At 62.2% G+C, this 23,338-nt stretch carries 24 protein-coding genes, 1 tRNA gene and 1 pseudogene; 16 read left to right on the top strand and 10 right to left on the bottom strand.

Annotated features, from left to right (window positions below; translation table 11 throughout):
• Positions 1 to 79: 79 nt before the first annotated feature.
• From NKJ57_RS02600 to NKJ57_RS02590, 3 genes are all read left to right on the top strand, one after another.
• A complete protein-coding gene (locus NKJ57_RS02600; protein ID WP_023711106.1) occupies positions 80 to 1,849 on the top strand; it encodes a tetratricopeptide repeat protein in 1,770 nt (589 codons plus the stop codon).
• A 121-nt stretch (positions 1,850 to 1,970) separates the two neighbouring features.
• On the top strand, positions 1,971 to 2,774 hold the full coding sequence (locus tag NKJ57_RS02595) for an alpha/beta fold hydrolase (protein WP_023711105.1): 804 nt from the start codon (positions 1,971 to 1,973) through the stop codon (positions 2,772 to 2,774).
• 84 nt (positions 2,775 to 2,858) lie between these two features.
• Positions 2,859 to 3,476, top strand: a complete 618-nt coding sequence (locus tag NKJ57_RS02590; RefSeq protein ID WP_023711104.1) for a hypothetical protein — start codon at positions 2,859 to 2,861, stop codon at positions 3,474 to 3,476.
• On the opposite strand, the gene NKJ57_RS02585 is transcribed toward NKJ57_RS02590, so the two are convergent.
• Positions 3,477 to 4,403 (bottom strand): metallophosphoesterase family protein, encoded by a 927-nt coding sequence (locus NKJ57_RS02585; protein ID WP_023683636.1) that lies wholly within the window; start codon positions 4,401 to 4,403, stop codon positions 3,477 to 3,479.
• Positions 4,404 to 4,474: 71 nt separating this feature from the next.
• Between NKJ57_RS02585 and NKJ57_RS02580 the strand changes: the two genes are divergently transcribed.
• Positions 4,475 to 4,975, top strand: a complete 501-nt coding sequence (locus tag NKJ57_RS02580; protein WP_352510445.1) for an NUDIX domain-containing protein — start codon at positions 4,475 to 4,477, stop codon at positions 4,973 to 4,975.
• Between the two features lie 16 nt (positions 4,976 to 4,991).
• On the opposite strand, the gene NKJ57_RS02575 is transcribed toward NKJ57_RS02580, so the two are convergent.
• Positions 4,992 to 5,978, bottom strand: coding sequence for a glutathione S-transferase family protein (locus NKJ57_RS02575; RefSeq protein WP_023699707.1), 987 nt, complete (start codon positions 5,976 to 5,978; stop codon positions 4,992 to 4,994).
• Between the two features lie 271 nt (positions 5,979 to 6,249).
• On the opposite strand from NKJ57_RS02575, the gene NKJ57_RS02570 reads away from it, so the two are divergent.
• The 6 genes from NKJ57_RS02570 (at position 6,250) to NKJ57_RS02545 (ending at position 10,991) form a co-directional block, all read left to right on the top strand.
• Positions 6,250 to 6,786: a GNAT family N-acetyltransferase gene (locus NKJ57_RS02570; protein WP_023686191.1), complete on the top strand. Its 537-nt coding sequence runs from the start codon at positions 6,250 to 6,252 to the stop codon at positions 6,784 to 6,786.
• Positions 6,787 to 6,892: 106 nt separating this feature from the next.
• On the top strand, positions 6,893 to 7,654 hold the full coding sequence (locus tag NKJ57_RS02565; protein WP_023683632.1) for a 3-hydroxyacyl-CoA dehydrogenase: 762 nt from the start codon (positions 6,893 to 6,895) through the stop codon (positions 7,652 to 7,654).
• 6 nt (positions 7,655 to 7,660) lie between these two features.
• Positions 7,661 to 8,827 carry a CaiB/BaiF CoA transferase family protein gene (locus NKJ57_RS02560; RefSeq protein ID WP_352510444.1) on the top strand — a complete coding sequence of 389 codons (1,167 nt, stop codon included), beginning with the start codon at positions 7,661 to 7,663 and terminating at the stop codon, positions 8,825 to 8,827.
• Positions 8,828 to 8,862: 35 nt separating this feature from the next.
• Positions 8,863 to 9,633, top strand: coding sequence for a HugZ family pyridoxamine 5'-phosphate oxidase (locus tag NKJ57_RS02555; RefSeq protein ID WP_352510571.1), 771 nt, complete (start codon positions 8,863 to 8,865; stop codon positions 9,631 to 9,633).
• 153 nt (positions 9,634 to 9,786) lie between these two features.
• Positions 9,787 to 10,125: an ArsR/SmtB family transcription factor gene (locus tag NKJ57_RS02550; protein ID WP_023669951.1), complete on the top strand. Its 339-nt coding sequence runs from the start codon at positions 9,787 to 9,789 to the stop codon at positions 10,123 to 10,125.
• Between the two features lie 71 nt (positions 10,126 to 10,196).
• On the top strand, positions 10,197 to 10,991 hold the full coding sequence (locus tag NKJ57_RS02545; RefSeq protein WP_023683629.1) for a TrmH family RNA methyltransferase: 795 nt from the start codon (positions 10,197 to 10,199) through the stop codon (positions 10,989 to 10,991).
• A 38-nt stretch (positions 10,992 to 11,029) separates the two neighbouring features.
• Here NKJ57_RS02545 and NKJ57_RS02540 read toward each other — a convergent pair whose 3' ends face one another.
• Both NKJ57_RS02540 and NKJ57_RS02535 read right to left on the bottom strand, forming a co-directional pair.
• Entirely contained in the window at positions 11,030 to 12,190 is a 1,161-nt protein-coding gene (locus tag NKJ57_RS02540) for a coiled-coil domain-containing protein (protein ID WP_352510442.1), read from the bottom strand.
• A gap of 155 nt (positions 12,191 to 12,345) precedes the next feature.
• Positions 12,346 to 12,882, bottom strand: a complete 537-nt coding sequence (locus NKJ57_RS02535; RefSeq protein ID WP_245259859.1) for a DUF1134 domain-containing protein — start codon at positions 12,880 to 12,882, stop codon at positions 12,346 to 12,348.
• A 390-nt stretch (positions 12,883 to 13,272) separates the two neighbouring features.
• Between NKJ57_RS02535 and chpT the strand changes: the two genes are divergently transcribed.
• Together chpT and NKJ57_RS02525 are read left to right on the top strand one after the other, a co-directional pair.
• Positions 13,273 to 13,902 carry a histidine phosphotransferase ChpT gene (gene chpT, locus NKJ57_RS02530; protein ID WP_023669947.1) on the top strand — a complete coding sequence of 210 codons (630 nt, stop codon included), beginning with the start codon at positions 13,273 to 13,275 and terminating at the stop codon, positions 13,900 to 13,902.
• A 244-nt stretch (positions 13,903 to 14,146) separates the two neighbouring features.
• Entirely contained in the window at positions 14,147 to 14,515 is a 369-nt protein-coding gene (locus tag NKJ57_RS02525; protein WP_352510441.1) for a response regulator, read from the top strand.
• 86 nt (positions 14,516 to 14,601) lie between these two features.
• Here the strand turns inward: NKJ57_RS02525 and ctrA are convergent, their stop codons facing one another.
• On the bottom strand, positions 14,602 to 15,297 hold the full coding sequence (gene ctrA / locus NKJ57_RS02520; protein ID WP_006203583.1) for a response regulator transcription factor CtrA: 696 nt from the start codon (positions 15,295 to 15,297) through the stop codon (positions 14,602 to 14,604).
• A gap of 449 nt (positions 15,298 to 15,746) precedes the next feature.
• On the opposite strand from ctrA, the gene NKJ57_RS02515 reads away from it, so the two are divergent.
• On the top strand, positions 15,747 to 16,124 hold the full coding sequence (locus tag NKJ57_RS02515) for a flagellar export protein FliJ (RefSeq protein WP_023669945.1): 378 nt from the start codon (positions 15,747 to 15,749) through the stop codon (positions 16,122 to 16,124).
• Positions 16,125 to 16,235: 111 nt separating this feature from the next.
• Here the strand turns inward: NKJ57_RS02515 and NKJ57_RS30850 are convergent.
• Positions 16,236 to 16,624 (bottom strand): annotated as a pseudogene (locus NKJ57_RS30850) (winged helix-turn-helix transcriptional regulator).
• A 92-nt stretch (positions 16,625 to 16,716) separates the two neighbouring features.
• Between NKJ57_RS30850 and NKJ57_RS02505 the strand changes: the two are divergent.
• The gene (locus NKJ57_RS02505; RefSeq protein ID WP_352510439.1) at positions 16,717 to 17,646 is read left to right on the top strand and encodes an NADP-dependent oxidoreductase; all 930 of its coding nucleotides are present in this window, start codon (positions 16,717 to 16,719) and stop codon (positions 17,644 to 17,646) included.
• A 64-nt stretch (positions 17,647 to 17,710) separates the two neighbouring features.
• On the opposite strand, the gene sciP is transcribed toward NKJ57_RS02505, so the two are convergent.
• Positions 17,711 to 17,986: a CtrA inhibitor SciP gene (gene sciP, locus NKJ57_RS02500; RefSeq protein WP_013529904.1), complete on the bottom strand. Its 276-nt coding sequence runs from the start codon at positions 17,984 to 17,986 to the stop codon at positions 17,711 to 17,713.
• Positions 17,987 to 18,243: 257 nt separating this feature from the next.
• Between sciP and mnmA the strand changes: the two genes are divergently transcribed.
• The gene (gene mnmA / locus NKJ57_RS02495) at positions 18,244 to 19,434 is read left to right on the top strand and encodes a tRNA 2-thiouridine(34) synthase MnmA (protein ID WP_352510438.1); all 1,191 of its coding nucleotides are present in this window, start codon (positions 18,244 to 18,246) and stop codon (positions 19,432 to 19,434) included.
• A gap of 64 nt (positions 19,435 to 19,498) precedes the next feature.
• Here the strand turns inward: mnmA and NKJ57_RS02490 are convergent, their stop codons facing one another.
• On the bottom strand, positions 19,499 to 20,458 hold the full coding sequence (locus NKJ57_RS02490) for a Gfo/Idh/MocA family protein (protein WP_352510437.1): 960 nt from the start codon (positions 20,456 to 20,458) through the stop codon (positions 19,499 to 19,501).
• Between the two features lie 235 nt (positions 20,459 to 20,693).
• Here NKJ57_RS02490 and NKJ57_RS02485 point away from each other — a divergent pair.
• Positions 20,694 to 20,770, top strand: a tRNA-Met gene (locus NKJ57_RS02485).
• A gap of 292 nt (positions 20,771 to 21,062) precedes the next feature.
• Here NKJ57_RS02485 and NKJ57_RS02480 read toward each other — a convergent pair.
• Positions 21,063 to 22,217: a GNAT family N-acetyltransferase gene (locus NKJ57_RS02480; RefSeq protein ID WP_023747195.1), complete on the bottom strand. Its 1,155-nt coding sequence runs from the start codon at positions 22,215 to 22,217 to the stop codon at positions 21,063 to 21,065.
• Positions 22,214 to 23,206, bottom strand: a complete 993-nt coding sequence (locus tag NKJ57_RS02475; RefSeq protein ID WP_023747194.1) for a sterol desaturase family protein — start codon at positions 23,204 to 23,206, stop codon at positions 22,214 to 22,216. Before NKJ57_RS02475 ends, NKJ57_RS02480 begins: the two co-directional genes overlap by 4 nt.
• Positions 23,207 to 23,338 lie beyond the last annotated feature (132 nt).

Here is a 23,338-nt window from a genome sequence, read left to right as displayed (position 1 = left end):
AACATAAGCATGCTTGTATGGAAGTGCAGGCTCTATATGATTGCGCCTCAACCTGTGCCGACTTCGAGAGGATCGACACTTGCAGCATGCCACGCCTGCCGCCCCCGCAGTGCGCGAGACACTGGAGCGACTGCTCGCCAGCGAAACGTTCGGACGTTCCGAGCGCGCGCGCAAGTTGCTGCGCTATCTTGTTGAGCGCGAGCAGGCCGGCGAAGCCGACAGGCTCAAGGGTTTCTCCATCGCCATGGACGTCTTCGGCAAGGACGGCGATTTCGATTCGTCGACCGACGCCGTTGTCCGGGTGCAGGCAGGCCGGCTGCGCGAACTTCTCCAGCATTATTTCGCCAATGAAGGCATAGCCGAACCGGTTCGCATTGCCATTCCGCGCGGCGGCTACGTGCCGTCCTATGAGCTCAACGCCATACGCCTGCCGGTTGGGCAGGAGCCGCTTGCGGCGGCGGTAGCCGCCTTGCCCGGATCGCCCGACCAGGCGGCTCTTGACGCCGTTCCCGCTGCCGCGACAGCTTCGGGGGTTACAGAACCTGGGCCTTCGCTGGCGCGCCATCTCCAGTTCTTCTGGGTCGCCATGACGCTGGTCATTCTCATGCTGGGCGTGCTCATCCTGCGCCAGGGCAGCGGCGCATTGCTTGCCAGCAGCGATCCTACCGCGGTGGTCGAGACCGCGGGCGTAACGAGCAGCATCGCATCGCCGTCGATGGAGGCCCTGCCCCTCGTCTACATCGCGGTGAAGGCCACCGGCCCCGAGGCCGGCCGCGTCGCCGCTTCGCTGCGCGCCGGCCTTGCCGGTTTCGACACGATCGACTTCATCGGCCGCGACGCCGACAGCAAGCGCGATCCGAGCACCGACCCGACCAGCTTCGTTTTCGATGTCCTGCCGGGACCAATGGCAGGTGACGTGACGCTCGAACTGCAGAGCGTGGCGACCGGCCGCGTGCTTTTGTCCCGCAGTCTGACGGCCGCCGACAGCGCACCTGGCACCGTCGAGGATCGTATCGCCGCCATCCTCAGCTCGACCATTCCCGCCTCCGGCCCGCTCTACAGCTACATCGAACAGAACGGCATTCAGACCGGGCTGACGAGCTGCCTGATCCTCAACGACAGATACTATCTCGACCAGAGCACCAGGACGCACGAGGCCGCCTATCGCTGCCTGGACAACCTCGCCGGCCAGGGTGCGAAATCGTCGTTGGTCTATTCGGAACTGGCCTCCCTGACCCTTGAGGCAGCCACCGATCATTACGCCTATCCGCCTGGCGCGACGGTCGAACAGGCAATGTCTTTCGCCCATCGCGCCATCCAGATGGGACCGACCAGCCCCTATGCGCACCGCGCCTATGGCTACCTCAACTCGCGCCTCGGCAACACCGAGGAATCGATCCGCTGGATGCGCAAGGCCTATGAGCTCAACCCCTACGACCTCGGCATGGCTGCCGCTTACGGCTATGGCCTGATCTTTGCCGGCAAATATGCCGAGGGAACACCGATCCTGACCCATGCCGTCGAGACGTTCAGCGGCCATCCGACATGGTGGGATTTTGGGCTTTTCGCCGGACAGTTCATGCTGGGCGACATGAACAAGGCCGCGATAGCCAGCGAGTCGCTGCGCACGACGGCGATGAAATCGCATTATCTGGCGGCGCGGCTGATCGGCGCCAAGGCTGCCGGCCGCGAACAGCTGGCAGCCAAGCTTCTGGATGAGCTGACCACCAAATTCCCGAAATTCGCCGCCGATCCGCGCGCGGCCTTCGCCGAGCGCAAATATCCCGCCGATCTGACCGACCGGCTGGTTGAGGCGCTGCGCGCCGCGGGCCTCGGCAACGCCAGCTAGTCTTTCCGGATCGCGAAAACTTTACTGGCCATCGGTCTGGACTGGGAGCAATCCAGCCTCGATTCGAATTTCCTCTCCAGTCTTGCAATAATCGCAAGTCTTGCAATAATCGCACATTTTCATGGTCTCATCCCTCTATGTTGCCGAGCGGGGCGCCGGGCCGAAGACGGTCGTCCTGCTGCATGGCTTCGGTGGTTGCCATGATATCTGGCGCGAGGTGACCGCGTCGCTAGGGCCCGATATCAGGACTTTGGCCTACGATCTTCCGGGACACGGACTGTCTCTCGAATTCCCTGGCAGCGGCCCGGCCAAAACAGCGGCGCGAGCGGTTCTCGCGGATATCGCCGCACGCGGGATAGCAAGGGTGCATGTCGCCGGTCATTCGATGGGCGGTGCGGTCGCCTCCCTGATGGCGCTTGCCGAGCCTGACAGGATAGGCTCGCTGACGCTTCTGGCGCCGGGCGGTGCTGGGTCAGAGATCAACGGACCGCTGTTGCGCCGCTACGCCGCGGCCGCCGACAGACGGGAAATCCGCGCCTGCCTTGCCGCCATGTCGGGACCGCGAAGCCCGCCGCCCGAACGCATCGTTGGCGTCCTGGCGGACCTACGCCGTCGCCCCGGCCAGTTGCGCAAGCTGATTGAGATATCGGCCGTCATGACCAGGAACGAGCGGCAGGGGGTCATACCCCGCGAACAGCTGGACACCCTCGACATGCCGGTGATGGTGGTTTGGGGAACGGACGATCCGGTGCTGCCCTTTACCCAGGCTGATTGTCTGCCGGCGCATTTTCATATTCATCACGTGCTCGATGCCGGCCATATGCTGGTCGAGGAAGTGCCTGATGTGGTCGCCCAGGCCGTGCGCCGAAACATGGCACGCCGCGGCAGGCGCCTGCGTCCGACATTCGAGGCCGCGGCGAGCTAACTTACTTGCGCCCCGCATCTCGCCAGTGCATTTTGCCGCCGCCTGTGTTAACTCGCAATTAACCATATCAGCGAGGCGACGCCGATGAAGGACACTGGCGAAAACATCACCCCCATCGACACCTCCCGCAAACTGTCCGACGTCGTTCGCGATGTGAAAAATGCCTTCGCCGATCGCGACGATGTCGTGGTCGACATGCGCGAGGCGCACCGGATGCGGCTTGATCTGCTCGCCGCCGAGCTCGCCCCGGTCTTTGCCGACGTGCCCGCCGACATGGACAATTTCGACTTCGTCGTCTCCTCCGGCCTGCAGCCCCGCCTGTGGATCGACGCCGTCAGCCATGTCGCCATGGGGCGCGACCGCCGCACCTACCGCTTTCTCAGGGATACCCGCATCGGCCGCGTCGTGCTCGCCGAATCGACCGATATGAAACCGGTCGCCGATCAGGTCACGCGCTATGTGGCGGAGCGTATCGTCGAGCGCCAGCGCATGATGGAGGGCGGTGTCGAGCCGGCCGTCGCCGACCTGAAACGCGCCGCCGTGCCGGAAGCTGAGCCGCCCTTGCAAGCAGCCGTGCCCCGCAAGGGCTGGTCGACGTTCCTTTCCGGTCTCGGCTTGGTCGCCGCCGGCGCGCTTGTTGGCCTGGCGGTGGCGGCCGCGCTGTTTTGGGATCGCCTGATGGCGATGAAGATCAGCTTCTGATCAACGATCTGGAGGCCTCGGTGTCTGCGCGCCGAGTTCAATGACCTGCAGGTCCGATGGCGGCAAGGCCGGCCCGGTCAGGCCGCGCCGCGTCAGGCGAATCAGCCAATTGCCCTTCTCCCCGTCAATATCGAGCAGATTGTACTGTGCCGCCGGGTTCTTGCTGCCTGGCGACTGCCCGGCGGCGGCGACGCCGACGACCGGAATCCTGGCGCCGCGCCCGCCAATGAAGAACAGCGACGGCAGATGCGAATGGCCGTGCAGCACGAGTTCGGCGCCATGCCTATGAACGGTCTTGTGGAAGCGGGAGATGCCGAACAGGCGCTTTTGCTGGGCGACGGCGCCGCGCACCGGCGGATGATGGATCATGATCACCCGCAACAGGCCGCGTTTGTTCGTTGCGTCGAGCACTGTCGCCAGCCTTTGCGCCTGACCTTCGAGGAAGAAGCCGTTGGCCATGAACGGCGCCGTGGCGCGCGCCGTCGAAACGCCGATCAGCGCGACATTGCCGCGTACGCGCAGATAGGGAAAAGCGTTGCGGTCGATCGGCGCAGTCACGCCGTCGCCGCTCATCCACGCCGCCCAGGAGCGGCAGACCTTGTCGAAGGCGCCCGGCACATAGGCGTCGTGGTTGCCCGGCACCACCGAGACATCCTCCGGCGAACCCAGCGTCTCAAGCCAGTGCTTGGCCATCTCGATCTCGCCGTCGAGCGCCAGATTGACCAGATCGCCGGTAACGGTGAGGTGGTCGGGTGTGCTCGCCTTCATGTCGGCGACGATGGTGTCGATGACGGCATCGTGCATATGGCGGCGGCGGTTGCGCTGCCAGTTGACGTAGCCGACGACGCGCTTGGACGCGAGTTCGCGATAGGTTACACCGGGAAGCGGCCCCAGATGGACATCGGAAATATGCGCGAGCCTGAACATCCTTCCTTCATAGGCGACGCGCTCCCCGCTTTCCACTCACTGTTTCCTGCCCATCCACGGTTTCGCTAGTCATGGCTATATCGGACCCGGAGCAGGCGTTTCGCCAGACCGGCTGGGCAGGCCTCAGGGCAAGGCTGTTCCATCTCTATTTCCTGCTGCGGCGGCCGATGACGCTGGGCGTGCGCGGCCTGATCCACGATCGCGCCTCGAACACCGTCTTCCTCATCCGCCACACCTATGTCCCCGGCTGGCAATTGCCGGGCGGCGGCGTCGAGGTCGGCGAAACGCTTGGCGAAGCGCTGGCGCGGGAACTGGCCGAGGAAGGCAATATCGCGCTCACCGCCCCGCCGGTGCTGAAGTCGATGCATTTCAACCGCCGCTCCAGCCGCCGCGACCATGTCGGCCTCTATCTCATCGAAACCTTCAACCAGACCGCGCCGAAACTGCCGGACCACGAGATCGCCGAAGCAGGCTTCTTTCCGCTCGACCGCTTGCCGCATGGCACGACGCCGGCGACGCTGCGGCGGCTTGCCGAGGTTTTTGAAGGCGAGCCGGTATCGCCGTACTGGTAGGCTGTCAATCCGATGCTCACGCCGCCTGCCTGAACCGCGCCCGGTCGTGCGGCGCGCCATAGTCGAGCCCAGGCCCGACCGGCACGATGCGCGTCGGGTTGATGCTCTCGTGGCTGCCGTAATAGTGCATTTTGATGTGGTGCAGGTTCACCGTGCCGGCGATACCGGGCACCTGGTAGAGGTCGCGCAGATAGTTCGAAAGGTTCGGATAGTCGGCGATGCGGCGCAGATTGCATTTGAAATGGCCGACATAGACCGGGTCGAAACGCACCAGCGTGGTGAACAGCCGCCAATCGGCCTCGGTGACACGCTCGCCAGTGAGATAGCGCTGTTTTGACAGTCGGCCCTCCAGCGTGTCGAGCGCCGCGAACAGCTCGCCGAACGCCTCTTCATAGGCCGCTTGCGTGGTGGCAAAGCCGGCGCGGTAGACGCCGTTGTTTACGGCGGGAAAGACCAGCGCATTGACCTTGTCGATCTCGCCGCGCAGGCCTGGCGGATAGGAATCGAGAGCGGCATCGCCCCACTCGTCGAAGGCCGAATTGAGCATGCGGATGATTTCGGCGGATTCGTTGGAGACGATGGTCTCTTCCTTCTTGTCCCACAGCACCGGCACCGAAACCCGGCCCGAATAGGCTGGATCGGCCTTGGTGTAGATTTGGTGCAGGAAGTCGAGGCCGTAGAGCGTGTCGCCGGTGGCGCCATCCTCGGCCAAAAACGTCCAGCCCTCAGCACCGAGGAAATGATGCACGACTGAAACCGGGATGATGTCTTCTAGCTTCTTCAGCGCGCGAAAGATCAGCGTGCGGTGCGCCCACGGACAGGCGAGCGAGACATAAAGATGGTAGCGTCCGGGCTCGGCCTTGAAGCCGCGCGTACGACCTTGCGCCGGCGCGCCGTCGCGCGTGATCCAGTCACGCCACTGCGTCTCGGCGCGGATGAACCTGCCGCTGCTATCGACATTGGCCGGACGGTCCTGCCATTTGCCTTCGACCAGCAATCCCATACGAAATCTCCTTGCGTGCCTTGGCCAATGTAGTCGCAAGGCGGCAATGCCGAAGCGGTCATCTGCTGAACAGAGCGTCACTCGTATGAAACGCCGGATGAAAACAGCCGATTGCAGCCGCCGGAAATTGATGCTAGCGGACACTCCGCATGTTCGATCTTGGCTTGATCCGGTTTGACCGACGACGAAAGGGCGCCCGCGCTTAGAAAGCGCTGACTGGCGAACGCTGCCGCTTGCAGCAACCTTTCCTCTTTATCGGACCGCGAAGACCATGAGCCTTGCCGACGTGAAATACCTGCCGGAAACTCCGGCGCATGATCCCGAAATCGAAGCCATCAACGACGAAGCCTTTGGCCCCGGCCGTTTCGTGCTGGCCGCCTACAAGATTCGCGAGACCGGCGGCCACGAGCGCTCGCTATCCTTTGTCGCCATGGATGGCGACATCGTCGTTGCTTCGGTGCGCATGACCCGCATCGCCGCCGGCGCCGGACGCGCGCTGATGCTCGGGCCGCTCGCCGTGCGGCCCGCCTTCAAGAATCTCGGTATCGGCCGCCGGCTCGTGGCGATCGCGCTGGAGGCGGCCGCCAAGGCCGGCGCGCCGGCGGTGATCCTTGTCGGCGACGAGCCTTATTACGGCCCGCTCGGCTTCAGAAAGATCCCCCGCGGCCAGATCTCCATGCCGCGCCCGGTCGACCTCGACCGGCTGCTGTCGCACGAGATCGTGCCCGGTGCCGTGGCGCGGCTCTCCGGCGAGGTCGGCCATGCCAGCCTTGCCAGGATCGCGGAGCAGGCACCAGTGATGGCCTGAGCTCCAGGATCGGTCGCGGCACCGGTCGCGATGGATCCCCATTGGTCAGGTTGCACCATGGCGGCGACCTCCGTAGCATGACCTGGAACAGCACGGAGCATGCAGCATGAACCCGAACGGCCAGATTGCGATCGTAACCGGCGGCGGCTCCGGCCTCGGCGAGGCAACCGCCCGCGCGCTGGCCGACAAGGGCGCGCGCGTCGCCATTTTCGATATCGGCATCGACCGGGCATCGAAGGTGGCGGGCGACATTGGCGGCGCCGCCATCCAGTGCGATGTGAGCAGCGCCGACAGCGGTGCGGCCGCGGTCGCCGAGGTGGAAAAGAGACTTGGGCCAGCGCGCATCCTGGTCAATTGCGCGGGCATTGCCATCGGCGTGAAGACGATCGGCAAGGATGGTCCACATCCGCTCGACCAGTACCGCAAGGTGATCGAGATCAATTTGATCGGCACCTTCAACATGATCCGCCTCGTCGCCGACCGTGCCGCCAAACTCGAACCGCTGCAGGGCGGCGAGCGCGGCGTCATCGTCAACACCGCGTCGGTGGCCGCCTATGATGGCCAGATCGGCCAGGCCGCCTATGCCGCATCCAAGGGCGGCGTCGTCGGCATGACGCTGCCGGTTGCCCGCGACCTGGCGCGCTCCGGCATTCGCGTCTGCACCATCGCGCCCGGCATCTTCAAGACGCCAATGATGGCCGGCATGCCGCAGGAGGTGCAGGATTCGCTCGGCGCGGCCGTGCCCTTCCCGTCCCGCCTCGGCGAGCCGTCCGAATATGCCGCGCTCGCCCTGCATATCGTCGAAAACCAGATGCTGAACGGCGAAACCATCCGCCTCGATGGGGCAATCCGCATGGCGCCGAAATAGACGGCCATGGCGGCCGGCGCAGTGAAGACCGGTCCGCTGGCCGGCCTGAAAGTCATCGAGATGGCTGGGCTCGGCCCGGTGCCTCTGGCCGGGCTGATGCTGTCGGAGATGGGCGCCGAGGTGCTGCGCATCGAGCGCACCGGTTCGGACCAACCCCTGCTGCCGCTCTCCGATGCGTACAATCTCGACCGTCACGGCCGCTCCATCCTGCGCGTCGACCTCAAGCAGGCCAAAGGAACGGAACTGCTGCTGCGCCTTGCCGAAAAGGCCGATCTGTTTGTCGAAGGCTTTCGCCCCGGTGTGATGGAGCGGCTTGGTCTCGGCCCGGATGCTGCATTGGCGCGCAATCCGGCGCTGATTTACGGCCGCATGACCGGCTTCGGCCAGGACGGGCCGCTCGCAGGTCGTGCCGGCCACGACATCACCTACCTCGCCTATTCGGGTGTGTTGCATGCCATCGGCCGGGAGGAAGGTCGGCCGGTGCCGCCGCTGAATCTGATCGCCGACAATGGCGGCGGCGCCATGATGCTGATCGCCGGGGTGCTTGCAGCGCTGTTCGAGCGCTCGCGCTCCGGCAAAGGCCAGGTGATCGACGCAGCGATGGTCGAGGGCGCTTCGATGCTGGCGGCCCCCATACACGCCTTCATGTCGGCAGGTCTGTGGAGCGACCGGCGCGGCGCCAACCTGCTCGATTCCGGTGCGCCCTTCTACGACACCTATGAGACGGCGGACGCACGCCACGTTGCGGTCGGCTGCCTTGAGCCGCGCTTCTTCGCCGCATTCGCAAGGCTGCTGCCGCTCGGCGAGGATTTTGTCCGCGGCCAATACGACAAGGCGTTGTGGCCGGACATGCGCGCGGCCATTGCCGACCGGTTCCGGCAGAAGACACGCGACGACTGGGACGCGCTGTTTGCCGCAAGCGATGCCTGCGTGGCGCCGGTTCTGTCGCTGGCCGAAGCCAGGGATCATCCGCACAACCGGGCGCGTCACGCATTTGTGAAAGCAGGTGCGCTCGAGCGGCCCGCACCCGCGCCACGCTTCTCGGCCTCGCAGCCGGCGCTTTCCGGCATGCCTGAAGATGACGATCAGCGACCGCAGACCGTGCTGGCGCGCTTCGGCTTTTCGACAGCCGAGATCAAAGCGCTTGTCAAAGCCGGCATGATTGGCCAATAACTGGATTTAGAAAATCAACTTACCTGGTGAGCATTTTGGACCAGCCGAAGAAGGACGTCATTCGCGCGACGGACGCCGAGGCGATCAGGCTGGCCGCAACGCTGATCCGCAGCGCCCGTTTCGGCGCCCTCGCGGTGATCGAGCCGTCGACCGGCGCACCGCTGGCCTCCAGGGTCGGAGTCGCCACCGACATCGATGGCACGCCGCTGATCCTTGTCTCGGCGCTGTCAGCCCATACCGGCGCCATGCTTGCCGAGCCGCGCTGCTCGCTGCTTGTCGGCGAACCCGGCAAGGGCGATCCGCTGGCGCATCCCAGGATAACGCTGGTCTGCCGGGCGCAGCCGCTGGAACGCGGGTCGAGCGCGCATGCCCGCGCCGAGCGGCGCTATCTCAACCGCCATCCCAAGGCAAAGCTCTATGCCGAGCTCGGCGATTTCTCGATCTTTCGGCTCGAGCCGGAGCGCGCCAGCCTGAATGGCGGCTTCGGCAAGGCCTACCTGCTCGACCGTGCCGATCTCATCACCGAGGGGCCGATCGTCGACGAGCTGGCCGCCAGCGAACAATCCGCTCTCGACCACATGAATGCCGACCATCTCGACGCCATCGCCGTCTATGCCCATCATTTCGCCAGGGTTGAAGGTGATGGTTGGACCATGACCGGCTTCGATGCCGATGGCATGGACCTGGCATCGGGCGACACCGTTTGCAGGGTCTATTTTCCGCAGCCGTTGAAGACCGCGCGCGACCTGCGGCCGGTTCTGGTCGACATGGCCAAAGCCGGTCGTGCGCCAGCTACGCAAGGATAATCGTCATGAATCAAAAGCACGTCTTGAGATTTGGGCGAAATGATCTACGATTCAGACGACGCTGAATCAGCAGCGTGATCCATAGCTGAATTATAGCAGCCAACGCTATTTGCCCCCATAGCGTTTGGATGAGCAGGAAAACATGGGGCATCGATGGTCTCGACCAAACTAATCGCCAATGCCGAATCGGCGGCGACATTTCTGACCCTTATGGGCAACGAAAAGCGGCTCTTGATCATGAGCTATCTGGCCGACGGTGAAATGTCGGTCGGCGCCATCGCCGAAAAGGTGATGCTCAGCCAGTCCGCTTTGTCGCAACATCTGGCCAAGCTCAGGGCGCTCGATCTTGTCGAGACCCGCCGCGACCGGCAGATGATCTACTATTCCTGCAAGTCCGAAGCCGTGCGCGAACTGTTGCGCATGCTGGACGGCATTTTCGGGATAGGCGACTTGTCCCAAATGGCAACGCGTCTGCGCCGCGCCGGGACTTGACCTGCAGGGCTTGACTGGCGGCTCCGATCGCTCCTTACCTCGCTGACGATTTTTCGCCGGCCGAGGTATTGATGGATCCGATCCAGATCGACGACGCGCGCGATCCGCGGGTCGCCGCCTATCTCGACATCCGCGAGCGCGATCTCACCGGTCGCCATGGCCGGTTCGTTGCCGAAGGCAAGGTGGTGCTGGACGTCCTGCTGTCAGCCGGACGCTTTGCTGCGGAGTCGGTCCTGGTCCTCGAAAACCGGCTGGCCGGGCTCGACGACATCCTGCGCAAGGCCCCTGCCGACCTGCCGGTCTACGTTGCGGCAAGCGCCGTCATGGACAGGATCGCCGGCTTCCACATGCATCGCGGTATATTGGCGATCGGCAGCAAGGGCACGCCACAGCCCGCCGAGGCCTTGCTCGACACCTTGCCTGCCGAAGCGTTGATCGTCGTTCTCATCGGCATCGCCAACCATGACAATATCGGATCGATCTTCCGCAATGCCGCCGCCTTCGGCGCCGATGCCGTCTTCGTCGACGCCACCTGTTGCGACCCACTGTATCGCAAGGCGATCCGGGTCTCCGTCGGCGCCGCGTTGAAGGTGCCCTTTGCGTCCTTCGGCGACACTGAAGCTTTCATCGCGAAGCTCGGCGAGTTGGGCTTCGGCCAGGTCGCTTTGTCGCCGCGTGGTGAGGCTGACATTCGCGATGCCGCGCGACCGAAACGACTGGCGCTCTATCTCGGTACCGAAGGCGAGGGCCTCCCGGAGAGCCTGCTTGCCCGCCTGCGGACGGTGCGGATCGCTATGTCGGAAGGGTTCGACAGCCTGAATGTTGCTGCCGCGTCAGCCATTGCGCTGCACCATTTTTCGCCCTGATAGGAGTAGTCAGGCAATTCCAAGCCGGGGCTTGAAACTCAGCTCGGCAAATCTGCCTTCTGCAACGCCCGGACGCGATCGGCCAGGCTGGTGGTTCCTGACCGCGTTTCCTGCGGCGCCGCCAGCGCCTTGGCGATCGGTGAATCAGGTCCTTCGAGCTTGGCTGTCAAATGGACGACCTCAGCCGCCAGATTGTTCATCTGTTCGCGCAAGGCAGAACCGGCATCATTGCCATTGCCGGGGCCATTCCCGGGCTTCGCGGATCCAGAACCGCCAAGCTCCGCCTTCATCCGCTTGTTTTCGCGGGCCAGCGTCGTCAGCCTGGCTTCGAGCCGCTCTCGGTCGCCTTCGAGCTTGGCGAGCGTCTTGTCCATGTCCTCGTTCCTGGCGCGGGCACTGTCTTGCGCACCAACCAGGCCAGCAGCCGCGGCGCCTCCCGCAGCCTCGCCCTTCACCCGTTCGCGAAGCCGGGCCAGTTCCTTTTCGCGGCGATCGAGCTTGTCCTCGCGATCGGCAAGCGTGGCGAGCAGGCGCTCGAGCTTTCTGTCGAGGTCGGCGGTTCTTTTCTTTTCGGCCTTCAAGGCATCGCGCGTGGCCTTGGCCTCGGTGACGACTTCCTGATGGCGCCTGTCGGCCTCCTTGCGCTGGCCGCGCAGCACTGAAATGTCGTTGGCAAGTTTTTCCAGCTCGGATTCGCGAGCCACCAGTTCGATCTGACGATTGCTGGAGGAGAAGGACGCGTCGTCGTACATATGCTCGAGCTTTTCCAGCTCGAGCGCGCGCTTTTCCATCGTGCGCTCTGTTTGTGCAAGCCTGTCAGACAGCTGTTGTATCTGCTGCTCGCGATGCAGGAGCAATTCGTTTTTTTCCCCGAGCTCCGAAAGCGCCTGCTTCTTGTCCTTGCGCTCGACCGCCAGGCCCTTCAGCGCCTCGCGGCCGCGATTGATTTCGACGAGTTGCTCATTCGCCTGCTCACGCAGCGTCTTGATGCTGATTTCGAGCCGGCGCGTCGTCATGGCGAACTCGGCCCGCAAGCTGTCCTTATCGGCCTGGATCTCGGCCAGCGTTCGCGGCACCGACGCCTCGACACGCTTGCGTGTCAGCACAACCGCCCGCCGCCAGATGGCCGGCGCGACCAGCAGCGCCAGAAAGCCTGCGCACAGAAAGCCGAGGGCGAAGAACAGGATCGACTGAACCAAGGTGACTACCCGTTACGGGCGGGCCGCTATCCGGCAACCGCCAAGTCTGGACTTTGCCATGTTCGCATGACGCAAATCCAGCGCTGCGGCAAGGGTTTGCCGCAGCTGCACCGGGTCAGAATCTGTTGATCGGGTCGAAGTGTGGTCGGAATCGCTCAGAAAGGATTCCAGGTCGGCCTCTGCGTCAGCTTCAGATAGCCGAGATTGACGCCAAGCCGCGCGCCGACGCCGGTGCGGATCGGCACCAGCAGCACCCTGTTGTTCTGCAGCACGTTGAAGCCGACGCCAGCCACGACATAGGCCGAACCGGCAACGCCGCCGAACCGATTGTAGAGATTGCTGACGTCGTCGAGGTTATAGACGAGCATCATCACCCGCGATCCCTCGCCGCCGAAATCCCAGCCGAGCGAAGGCCCTTGCCAGAACACCTTATGGTCGCCAGCATTCTTGGTGTAGAGCGTGCCTTCGCCATAGGTCAGGCCGCCGATCAGCGCGCCGGAGCCCTCTTCGCCGAGCAGATAGCCATTGGGCAGGCCGTAGGAGGCAAAAATCTTCTCGACGACGGTTGCGAGACCGCCCGACGTCGCGCCGAAGAACTTGTGACCGGAATCGACGATCTCCTGAGCGGTGTATTCCTGTGCCCGCGACGCAGAGGTTGAGAAAGCGAGAGCGCCCATGAGGGCAATCGCCATGAAGAAGACGCGGACAAACGTCCGGTCGTAGAATCGGGAAACCATGCTTCCAATCTCCGTCAGGGAGCACTTTCGCCGACGCCTCGCACCCCGTCCGGCTCTTTAGGCGGCCGTTAAGGATGACTGTTACGGGCAAACTATGCCGTAATCCTTTTTCAACCATTAACCTCCCACATGAACATGGCGGTTCGAAGGCTGTTTCTGACTGTCTGCACGGGCTCCCATCCTGTGCAAAGATGCCGTTTTTCTCACAAGAATTGTGGATTGTTGCTGCACGCTCGGGCGCTGTGTATTCAGAATGCCTGGGGGAGAGAGCGTGATTCGGGTGGTGAGCGTGGCTGTCGGCCGCGCGGCCACCAGGAAGTGAATTTTAGCAGGGATTTTTCGCCGATGGCTGAGCTTTTCTCTCTCTCCGCACCCGATCTCGCAGCCTTGTTGTGCAGCCGAGTCTGCCACGACATCATTTCGCCGGTCGGCGCCATCAACAACGGCCTCGAACTCCTGGACGAGGGCGGCGCCGACGAAGACGCCATGAAACTGATCCGGCAGAGCGCCAGAAACGCTTCGGCCCGCCTGCAATTCGCCCGCATCGCCTTCGGTGCCGCCGGTTCGGCGGGCATGATGATCGACACCGGCGATGCCGAGTCCGTCGCCATCGCCTTCCTGAAGAACGAGAAGCCGGAATTGATCTGGAACGGGGTTCGCGCCCTGCTGCCCAAGAACAAGGTCAAGCTGCTGCTCAATTTGCTGCTCGTCGCCAATGCCGCCATCCCGCGCGGTGGCAGATTGGTGGTCACGCTGGAAAACCTCGACACCGAGCCGCGCTTTGCGCTTGCCGCAAGCGGCCCGATGCTGCGCGTGCCGCCGAAATTCCTCGAACTCCATTCCGGCAACAAGCCCGAGGAGCCTATCGACGCCCATACCGTCCAGCCCTACTACACGCTGCTGCTGGCGCGTGAGGCCAACATGACGATCTCGATTCACGCGACCGCCGAAGAGATCGTGCTGTCCGCGGCCTGAGCGAAGCCGCTCGGCAGGACGTCCGAGCATCAAGAACAATCAAGTATCTTTTCCCGCTGATATTTGCGGCAATTCAGAACAGGCAAGTTTCATTGCCGGCAACGCCCCTGCCGAATGGGGCTGCAAACGACATGTTTGTAAAAACTTTACCTAACGGCTTTTCTGCTTCTTTACCAGATTGGCCTAGTGTGCATCCCGATACCCGGATGCCGCCGGTTCGCACCATGGCAAAGAGGACCCGGAAATGAAGCGCTGCATGTTTGTCGACGATTCGAGCGTCATCAGAAAGGTTGCAAAACGGATTCTTGGCGGCTCCGACATGATGGTCATCGAAGCGGCAACTGGACTTGATGCTGTCGAGATGTGCGCTGCCGAGATGCCTGATGTGATTGTCGTCGACGGCGCCCTGCCGGACATGCAAGCGGTCGACGTCATTCGCCAGGTTCGCGCCATGGAGAGCACGATCAAACCGCAGATTCTGATCTCACTGGTCGAGGTCGATGTTGCCTCGATCATGAAGGCAAAGCGCGCCGGCGCCCAGGGTTATCTGTTGAAGCCGTTCAACCGGCCGCAACTGCTCGAACGATTTCGTACCTTGAAGGTTGCCGCCTGATTCGGCTCGTTTTCGGCCAAAAAGGACAGCAAAAAACCCGGCCTGAGCCGGGTTTTTTGCATTGGGTTCAATCGGATGGTGTTCGCTCAGGCGCTGACGCGGATGTCTTCCGGCTCGCGCAGCACATAGCCGCGACCCCAGACCGTCTCGATGTAGTTCTGGCCACCGGATGCTGCGTCGAGCTTCTTGCGCAGCTTGCAAATGAAGACGTCGATGATCTTCAGTTCCGGTTCGTCCATGCCGCCATAAAGGTGGTTGAGGAACATTTCCTTGGTCAGCGTGGTGCCCTTGCGCAGCGAGAGCAACTCCAGCATCTGGTATTCCTTGCCGGTCAGATGCACGCGTTGACCGCCGACTTCGACGGTCTTGGCGTCGAGATTGACCACCAGGTCGCCGGTGGTGATGACCGACTGGGCATGGCCCTTGGAACGGCGCACGATGGCATGAATGCGGGCGACCAGCTCGTCCTTGTGGAACGGCTTGGTCATATAGTCGTCGGCGCCGAAGCCCAGGCCGCGCACCTTGTCCTCTATACCGGCCATGCCGGACAGGATCAGGATCGGCGTCTTCACCTTGGACAGGCGAAGTGTCCGCAAGACTTCGTAGCCGGACATATCGGGAAGGTTGAGGTCGAGAAGAATGATATCGTAATCATAAAGTTTACCGAGATCGACACCTTCTTCGCCGAGGTCGGTCGTGTAAACATTAAAACTTTCAGATTTGAGCATCAGCTCGATGCTCTGAGCGGTTGCACTGTCGTCTTCTATCAGCAGAACGCGCATTTCATTCCCCTTTTCTGCCGCCGGACCATGTCACGACCCATCCGGGACCGGAGCAGTGATTGCCTGAACAGAGGCTGCCATCGAATGGTTAACAAAACCTAATTCCGCACCAAGGACGGTACCAGATTTTTTAACCCCTTTCTACACCGTCTTGAATCTAATGATGAATCACAGAACCAAATCGCTAACGCAACACATTAATAAGTCGGACTAAGTGACTCAAGGGACTCGCTGGCCGGCTTCCGTATCGGGAGCCGGAATTTTTACCCGGCCTTAAGTCCTCGCCCTTATGATTAACAATGCGCGTAAACGAATGGTTACCGCCGGCAAAAAACTTTAGGGATTTGTTTCCCATAGTTCGGGGAATGCCGGTGGATACGGGCGGCGCCAGGCCCTGGCGGGCGGATTGGACGATATGTGCAGGTGTGCGTTTCCGGGAGTACCGAATCATGAAGTCACGTGAAAACCTCGTTCGGCTGAAGCAATTTCAGGTGAATGAGAAGCGGCGGCAGCTGCTGCAGCTCGACATGATGATCGCCGAGTTCGAGCGCATGGCCGTTGAACTGGAGCTTCAGATCACCGCCGAGGAGAAGAAGGCCGGCATCACCGACATCAATCATTTTGCCTATCCGACCTTCGCCAAGGCGGCGCGTCTGCGCCGTGATAACCTCAGAAACTCTCAAAGCGACCTCGCCCAGCAGCGAAGCGCTGCCGAATCATTACTCGGCGAAGCTGAAGCGGAGCTTTCCAAGGCCGAGATGCTGGAATCGCGCGACACCAAGATCCGCGACGCGGAACTCGGCGGTCGCAGCGCCATGATCGGCTGACGGCAGGGTTTTAACCCGACCGGCGCCGACTGACGCGCTTTGCGTGTAGCGCGCCAAAAGGCTCCGGCGCTGCTGACCTGGCCGCAAGGCGGCCGCAGCTTCAGGCCCGTGTCAAGTCCCGTCCTGGTTCGCCGCCGCCCTCGCCCGCGCTTGCTTGATGTCAGGCACATGCTCTTCCGACCAGGAGCGTATCTGGGGAGCAGCCCCGCCAGGTTCTGGCCAAGTTCGGTCAATTCATATTCGACCCGCGGCGGGATCACTGGAAAGATTTCGCGCCGCACCAGCCCGTCGCGCTCGAGGACGCGCAGGGTCTGCGTCAGCATTTTGGGTGTGATGCCTTCGAGCTTACGCGCCAGTTCGCCGTTGCGCATCCGGCCACGGCGCAGCGCACAAACCGTCAGATAGATCCATTTGCTGGCCAGCATCTCGAGCACGGCGTGCGAAGGACACGTCCGCTGGAAGGCGTCATAGCCGGAGCCGCAATCATTATCACTATCCATGAGGTGCCTATATGTGGAAAAGGTACATACTGGACAAGGCAATGTTACTATCGAAATGATAGTGGCTCAGAAAACCCCAGCAGGAGCCTCCCATGCGTGCCGTTATCCAGAATTCCGTCGGCGGGCCCGACGTCCTCGTCATCGCCGATCGCCCCGCGCCCTCGCCCAAGTCCGGCGAAGTGCTCGTGCGCGTGCATGCTGCCGGCATCAATCCGGTCGATGGCTCGGTGCGCGCCGGCTACTATCCATTGCTGGGCGAACCGCCCTTCACTTTGGGCTGGGATATTTCAGGTACGGTCGAGGCGGTAGGCCCAGGCGTCGATGGCGGCCTCAGGGTCGGTGACGCCGTGTTCGGCATGCCGCGTTTTCCCAAGCAGGCCGCGGCCTATGCGGAGCTCGCTGTGGCCCCGGCCGATGAAATCGCACCGAAGCCGCAAGGCATTGACCACAATCATGCCGGCGCGCTGCCGCTGGCCGGTCTGACCGCCTGGCAAGGCCTTGTCCGCCATGGCGGCCTGAAGCGCGGCCAGCGCGTGTTGATCCATGCTGCGGCCGGCGGCGTCGGGCATCTGGCGGTGCAGATCGCCAAGGCGCACGGCGCTTATGTCATCGCCACCGCCAGCCCGAAGAAACTCGATTTCGTCCGCTCGCTCGGCGCCGATGAAGTGGTCGACTACACCAAGCGAGATTTCACCGCCGAGGTCAGCGACGTCGACTTGGTGCTGGAGCCGATGGGCGGCGACCATGCCGACCAATCGCTGACAGTCCTGAAGGACGGTGGCGCCCTGGTGTCGCTGCTCAATGTCCACGACACCACCCGAGCCAAGGCTGCTGCGCGTGGGATCCGCGTCGAGCGCATGTCCGTCGTGCCCGACCGTGAAGGCCTCGTCGAACTTGGCAAACTGGTCGATGCGGGAAAGCTTGCGGTCCATGTGGCAAAGGCGTTTCCGCTCGAACAGGCGGGCGCCGCGCACGCTTTTCTCGCCACTAGGCCGATCGGCAAGGTGGTGCTGACGGTCTGAAGCAGGCATTACCGACAGGCAAAAGGGCGCGGTTACCGCGCCCTTTTCTGTTGTGGTCCTGGCTCTAGTGCCGGTATTGCTGGATGCGCGTCGTGCGCAGCCCGGCAAGGCCGTATTCGTCGATCGACGCTTGCCAGGACAGGAATTCCTCGGTGGTCAGCTTGTAGCGCTGGCATGCCTCGTCGAGGCTCAAAAGCCCGCCGCGCACCGCAGCAACCACTTCCGCCTTGCGCCGGATAACCCAGCGACGTGTATTCGTCGGCGGAAGATCGGCAATCGTAAGAGGGCTGCCGTCAGGCCCGATAACATATTTGACTCGCGGTCTAACAAGATCGGTCATCGTACTCTCTACTAAAAACTCAAAGACCCAATCCCCACCACATTACCGCCACAGCTTTAAAAATTGCCTAAGCGAACCCTAATGAGTAGGTAAGGATCATGAACGCCGCGTTAGTCTTTTTATCGGCATTTGAGGCAACTGCGGGCAGACGCGCGATTCTCCCGCAAAATCGGCACCGCCGCAAAGCTGGCGCCACCGGTGTGGTTGACCTATATTCGCGCCACTGCCATTGAAGCGCCGCGCAGAACGAAAGAACCATGAACAGCCTCGACCTTCCCGCCAGCCCGCAAAACACCCGCATCGTCGTCGCCATGTCGGGCGGTGTGGATTCGTCTGTCGTTGCCGGCCTTTTGAAGCGCGAAGGCTATGATGTCGTCGGCGTCACGCTGCAGCTCTACGACCATGGCGCCGCAACGCACCGGGCCGGGTCGTGCTGCGCCGGCCAGGACATTGACGATGCCCGCCGCGTTTCCGAGACACTGGGCATTCCGCATTACGTGCTCGACTATGAGGAGCGCTTCCGCAAGGCGGTCATCGACCCGTTCGCCGAGAGCTATGTCGCCGGCGAAACGCCCATTCCGTGCGTCTCTTGCAATCAGACGGTGAAGTTCGCCGACCTTTTGACCACCGCCAAGGACCTTGGCGCCGATGCGCTCGCCACCGGCCATTATATCCGCTCCGGCGCCAATGGCGCCCACCGCGCGCTATTCCGGCCCGTCGATGCCGACCGCGACCAGAGCTATTTCCTGTTTGCCACCACGCAGGCGCAGATCGACTATCTGCGCTTTCCGCTGGGTGGGCTGTCCAAGCCTGCGGTGCGGGCCATCGCCGAAGAAATGGGGCTGACCGTTGCCGCCAAGCAGGACAGTCAGGACATCTGCTTCGTGCCGCAGGGCAAATATTCCGACATCATCGCCAAGCTGAAGCCAGCTGCCGCCAACCCAGGCGACATCGTCCATATCGACGGCCGCGTGCTCGGTCGCCATGACGGCATCCTGCGCTATACGATCGGCCAGCGCCGCGGCATCGGCATCGCCTCGGGCGAGCCGCTTTACGTCGTCCATCTCGACGCCGACCGGGCCCGTGTCATCGTCGGCCCGCGCGAGGCGCTGGAGACCCACAAGATCTATCTGCGCAACATGAACTGGCTGGGCGATCGCGCGCTGTCCGACATTCCGGCCGCCGGCATGGAGCTGTTCGCCAAGGTCCGCTCGACGCGGCCGCCGCGCCCGGCCGTGCTGCATCACCGCGCTGGCAGCACCTTTGTCGAACTGGTCGACGGCGAGTCCGGCATCGCGCCCGGACAGGCCTGCGTGCTCTATTCCGACGACGGCAACGAAGCCCGCGTCTTCGGCGGCGGCTTCATCGAGCGCTCCGAGCGCGGCGCCGAGGCCGAAGCCATGCTCAGCCGGCTCGCAGCTAGGCCGGCGCAGATTCCCGCAGAGTAAACACTACGCTCTCGGAGACAGTTTTAGTTTCGATCTGCCTTAAAAGCAGAGTTTCGAAACGGTCTCAGGACTTTGTGTGCGTGACTGTACCCGCCGTCAGGATGCGCAGCACCCTGATGGCTTCCTCGCCGCTGGTGCGCGGCTCGGCCCGCGTCTCGATACACTGGATAAAGTGCTCGAGCTCGCGCGTCAGCGGCATCCCCTGGCCGACCGCGACATAGGACGGCTCGTTGGTGGTGAAGGCCCACTGGCCGCTGTCCTGCCACACCGCGTGGCGGTAGACGGCCAGCTTGCGCTCCCAGGGCTCGACATCGTCGAACACCGCCATTGCCTTGGTGCCGACCACGGTCAGCCGCCGCTCGCGGTAGGGATTGAGCCGCGAGGTGAAGAGATGGCTGCGCAGCCCGTTGGGAAAACGCATGTGCAGATGCGCGAAATCGCTGAGATTGTCGAGGAGTGCCGCCCCCTCGCCCCTGACCTCGATCGGCTCGGTGCCGGTGATGGCCAGGATCATCGACAAATCGTGCGGCGCCAGATCCCACAGTGCGTCGTTCTCGGTGTGGAATTTGCCGAGGCCGAGCCGGTGCGAGTGGATGTAGCGGACCTCGCCGAGCTCGCCATTGTCGATCAGCGCCTTCAGCGTCTCGAAGGCGGGATGGAAGCGCAAGACATGGCCGACCATGAACACGCGGCCATTGTCCTTGGCCGCCTGCACGGCGCGCTCGGCGTCGGGCACGGTCAACGCAATCGGCTTTTCCATCAGCACGTCCTTGCCGGCCTCAGCGGCGCGCACGGCAAGATCGGCATGGAATTGCGGCGGCAGCGCCATGACGATGGCGTCGATATCGTCACGCACGAACAGCTGGTCGGGCTCGATCGCCAGGCAGTCCTGCTCGCTGGCAAAGCCTTCGGCCCGCGCCCTATTGGCATCGGAAACCGCATGCAGCGCGCCGAGCGCCTTGAGGGTGCGGATGTGGTTGCTGCCCCAGTATCCGCAACCGAGGACTGCAATGCGCGGCTTCATCAGCTTCAAACTCTAATTTCTTGGCCGAGACATAGCGGCGTGCCCCGTCGAACTCAACCCCGGTGGCTTACCGGAGATGCCAGCCCGGCAAAGCTTTTACCGGCGACAATATGCCGGCGCCCCTCGCGCATCGATGCTTGACAGGCTCGCCCTCCCAACCTTATATCCGCGCGACCTTGGCGAACGCCTCGAAATGCCTTTCGATTTAAGGCGATTTCGGGCCTTTCGCCGCCCTGGCGGGGTAGCTCAGTTGGTTAGAGCACGGGAATCATAATCCTGGGGTCGGGGGTTCAAGTCCCTCTCCCGCTACCAGCCTACCTTAAGCTATTGAAATCATAGCAAAGACGCGGACCTATGGTAGGCGCCCTGTCCGAAAAAATCTTCAATGATTTTAGGACCTAGCCTGCTGCCATTGTGACGCCAACGAACGTGTTGCGACGCTTCGCAGACAACAAACTGCGCCTCGAGAGACTTGATTGCGAGAATTGGCTGAAATCTCGACCTGCGGACCCATTCGGTCTCGATTCCGAGGCGCAATCGACGCGGATTTTCGAATGGCGCGCCCGTGTCGCTCGGCGGCTTCTGCCCGAGTTATCCAGCTAAATTAAGCAGTCTCATCGGGCGGGCGCTCTGGATTCGCCGACGCCAATCCGCGTGAGCGTACGCGGATCGTCTGACAGATACGATCAGCGAGAGAAGCGAGCGCGCCCTGCACAGTGCGTGCCCCAAGAACGGATTGGAGGGTAACGGCCTGTGTTGCAAACCTATGTTTGAAGGCCTCTCCGCCACAGAGGAAATCGACCAATCCCAAGCCGTGATCAAACGACCACTGTATATACTCCGTAATCAGGACCGCACCCGGCGACGCTCGGCTAAAATCAGGGTCGTAGGTGGTAACGAATGCCATCATGACGTTGTGCTGGACGATGTTGATGGAAACCGCGACCATCGCACCATTGCATTCAAGTACGAAAATGCGCAGCACACCGGCGCGTGACAGCGCGTCGACCAGAGCGGCAAGAACCGGCTCGCCCTCTTCGAAAAGGTCGGATTCACGCGTGTGCTTTTCCAGCCATCTGCGCTTCAGCGCCGATAGTCGCTCCAGCAATGGCTGCAGCGGCTCGTCGGCCGACAGGAGGCGGAATTTCACTTCGCCTGTTTCTTCCAGTATCTTGATGCCGCGCCGATAGTTCTGGCGCATCTTTTTCGGCTGGTCCGCCAGCCACGCTGCTCCGCTGGCCCACTGTCCAGCGACGCGATAACTGACTTCCTCCCGGTGATTGGCGCGAAGCTTGACGCCGCTGGAAGAGGCCGGTGTAAAAATCCTGCGGGCTGCCGCATCCGGAGACAGACGATTGATAAAAGCAAGATCGAAGCCACCTGCCGAACAGATCCGGTTCCAGAGGTTCTGGAGGGCCGATAGGGAGCATTCCGGCGCGACAAGAATATCACCATAGTCCGTATAGCTATTGGCGGCCCATTCGAGGAGCCGAAGTCCTTTTCGTCTGCCGATCGCCAGGGGAATGACAGCGACCAGCCTGTCATCGCTCCATACCAGGCCGATCCGCAGCGAGCGCCGGTCGCGGTCACGCACGGTGCTCCACCATGCCGAAACCCAGGCATGGCTCTGAAAGATCAGTGCATGGGTACGATGCCATAGGTCTACCCATTCGGCTTCGATGGCGGCCAGGCGATCCGTCGAACTGACGATTTCCAGTCGCTCCGCACCAACAGCGTCAATCGAAGCCATTTTGTTCATGGTTGGAGACGGTCCTGCGGCCGCGCGACATCGATGCGCTTTTGAAAAAGTCGCATGATATGGTTTGCCATTTTCTTGAGCGGCAGCACGTAAAGTCCGAAAAGCGACTGATAGTCGCGTACGTCGCGATCTATCAGTCCAAACTTGAGGTCTTCGTCCGGATCCGGGATGAACTGCGTTCCGAATATGCGATCCCAGAATGAAAAAAGTAGCCCGAAATTCTTGTCGTAGTGGCGAGGGTCGACACTGTGATGCACCTGGTGCCAATGCGGACACAAGATGACGCCGTTCAACCGGCCGAAGGAAATCTTCAGATGCGTGTGGCGAACGAAGTCCATCATGAGAATGTTGCGAATGACATAGACGTTGATGCCAAATATGGCGATCTCGACCGGATCAAGCGCAATCAGGCTCCACAAGCCGAAACTGATCCCCGGTATGACGCCGTCCCAGATCCGGTTCATCAGATCGTCCAGGGGGTGAACCCGGTCCTTGGTGATCCCAACCATCACTTCGGCCGAATGATGCACCTTGTGCAATTCCCACAGGAACGGGAAACGGTGCTGGGCAACGTGATATAGGTAGTAGGAGATATCGTAAGCAACGAGCATGGTTGCGGTGAAGAGGATGATCGTCACTGGGCCGGCGGGGCCGGGTATCAGCGGTTGCGAGATGCTGAAGAGCCAGCCGACTGCCTGGTTTGTTGCATATCCCGTGGCGGCAACGAAGGTGACACCGGCGGGAATGAGCAGGAAGGGCATCACCAGCCTTTTCGTGATCCAGAACAATGCGTCCGCTCGCGCCGATGGGTGCATGATGACTTCCGCGGGAAAGGCGAAGTCGAAAAAGTCCCGGAAGGATTTCTGTTCGACCGTTCGCCAGTAGGCGACCACCGCGCTCCCCAGCGCCGTGAGCAACAAGAGACCGAGTGTCAGCAGATCGATGTGTGAGAGTTTTTCCACGATCACTCTGGCGAATTCCGAAAACATCGATGCAGTGGCTCCTAGGTGGTGAAATGGCGATCCGGCTCGTCGCGAAGCACATATTGCCAGGCCCATCATATGCTGCCCGCAACTGTGTATCGGGATGCGACTGGCAGAACAATCATGGCCAAATTAGCA

Origin of the sequence: Mesorhizobium sp. M0077, from assembly GCF_040322955.1 — a bacterium.
Taxonomy (GTDB): domain Bacteria; phylum Pseudomonadota; class Alphaproteobacteria; order Rhizobiales; family Rhizobiaceae; genus Mesorhizobium.
This window is presented reverse-complemented; position numbering and strand designations above follow the sequence as displayed.

Excerpts from the sequence above, each read along its gene's own strand:
- NKJ57_RS02590 (WP_023711104.1), top strand. The coding sequence starts at position 2,859 with ATGAAGGACACTGGCGAAAACATCACCCCCATCGACACCTCCCGCAAA.
- NKJ57_RS02525 (WP_352510441.1), top strand. The coding sequence starts at position 14,147 with ATGAAGCGCTGCATGTTTGTCGACGATTCGAGCGTCATCAGAAAGGTT.
- NKJ57_RS02535 (WP_245259859.1), bottom strand. The coding sequence starts at position 12,882 with ATGGCGATTGCCCTCATGGGCGCTCTCGCTTTCTCAACCTCTGCGTCG.
- NKJ57_RS02565 (WP_023683632.1), top strand. The coding sequence starts at position 6,893 with ATGAACCCGAACGGCCAGATTGCGATCGTAACCGGCGGCGGCTCCGGC.
- NKJ57_RS02550 (WP_023669951.1), top strand. The coding sequence starts at position 9,787 with ATGGTCTCGACCAAACTAATCGCCAATGCCGAATCGGCGGCGACATTT.
- chpT (WP_023669947.1), top strand. The coding sequence starts at position 13,273 with ATGGCTGAGCTTTTCTCTCTCTCCGCACCCGATCTCGCAGCCTTGTTG.
- NKJ57_RS02490 (WP_352510437.1), bottom strand. The coding sequence starts at position 20,458 with ATGAAGCCGCGCATTGCAGTCCTCGGTTGCGGATACTGGGGCAGCAAC.
- NKJ57_RS02480 (WP_023747195.1), bottom strand. The coding sequence starts at position 22,217 with ATGAACAAAATGGCTTCGATTGACGCTGTTGGTGCGGAGCGACTGGAA.
- NKJ57_RS02545 (WP_023683629.1), top strand. The coding sequence starts at position 10,197 with ATGGATCCGATCCAGATCGACGACGCGCGCGATCCGCGGGTCGCCGCC.
- NKJ57_RS02560 (WP_352510444.1), top strand. The coding sequence starts at position 7,661 with ATGGCGGCCGGCGCAGTGAAGACCGGTCCGCTGGCCGGCCTGAAAGTC.
- NKJ57_RS02580 (WP_352510445.1), top strand. The coding sequence starts at position 4,475 with ATGGCTATATCGGACCCGGAGCAGGCGTTTCGCCAGACCGGCTGGGCA.
- NKJ57_RS02570 (WP_023686191.1), top strand. The coding sequence starts at position 6,250 with ATGAGCCTTGCCGACGTGAAATACCTGCCGGAAACTCCGGCGCATGAT.
- NKJ57_RS02595 (WP_023711105.1), top strand. The coding sequence starts at position 1,971 with ATGGTCTCATCCCTCTATGTTGCCGAGCGGGGCGCCGGGCCGAAGACG.
- NKJ57_RS02585 (WP_023683636.1), bottom strand. The coding sequence starts at position 4,403 with ATGTTCAGGCTCGCGCATATTTCCGATGTCCATCTGGGGCCGCTTCCC.
- sciP (WP_013529904.1), bottom strand. The coding sequence starts at position 17,986 with ATGACCGATCTTGTTAGACCGCGAGTCAAATATGTTATCGGGCCTGAC.
- NKJ57_RS02575 (WP_023699707.1), bottom strand. The coding sequence starts at position 5,978 with ATGGGATTGCTGGTCGAAGGCAAATGGCAGGACCGTCCGGCCAATGTC.
- NKJ57_RS02515 (WP_023669945.1), top strand. The coding sequence starts at position 15,747 with ATGAAGTCACGTGAAAACCTCGTTCGGCTGAAGCAATTTCAGGTGAAT.
- NKJ57_RS02475 (WP_023747194.1), bottom strand. The coding sequence starts at position 23,206 with ATGTTTTCGGAATTCGCCAGAGTGATCGTGGAAAAACTCTCACACATC.
- ctrA (WP_006203583.1), bottom strand. The coding sequence starts at position 15,297 with ATGCGCGTTCTGCTGATAGAAGACGACAGTGCAACCGCTCAGAGCATC.
- NKJ57_RS02505 (WP_352510439.1), top strand. The coding sequence starts at position 16,717 with ATGCGTGCCGTTATCCAGAATTCCGTCGGCGGGCCCGACGTCCTCGTC.
- mnmA (WP_352510438.1), top strand. The coding sequence starts at position 18,244 with ATGAACAGCCTCGACCTTCCCGCCAGCCCGCAAAACACCCGCATCGTC.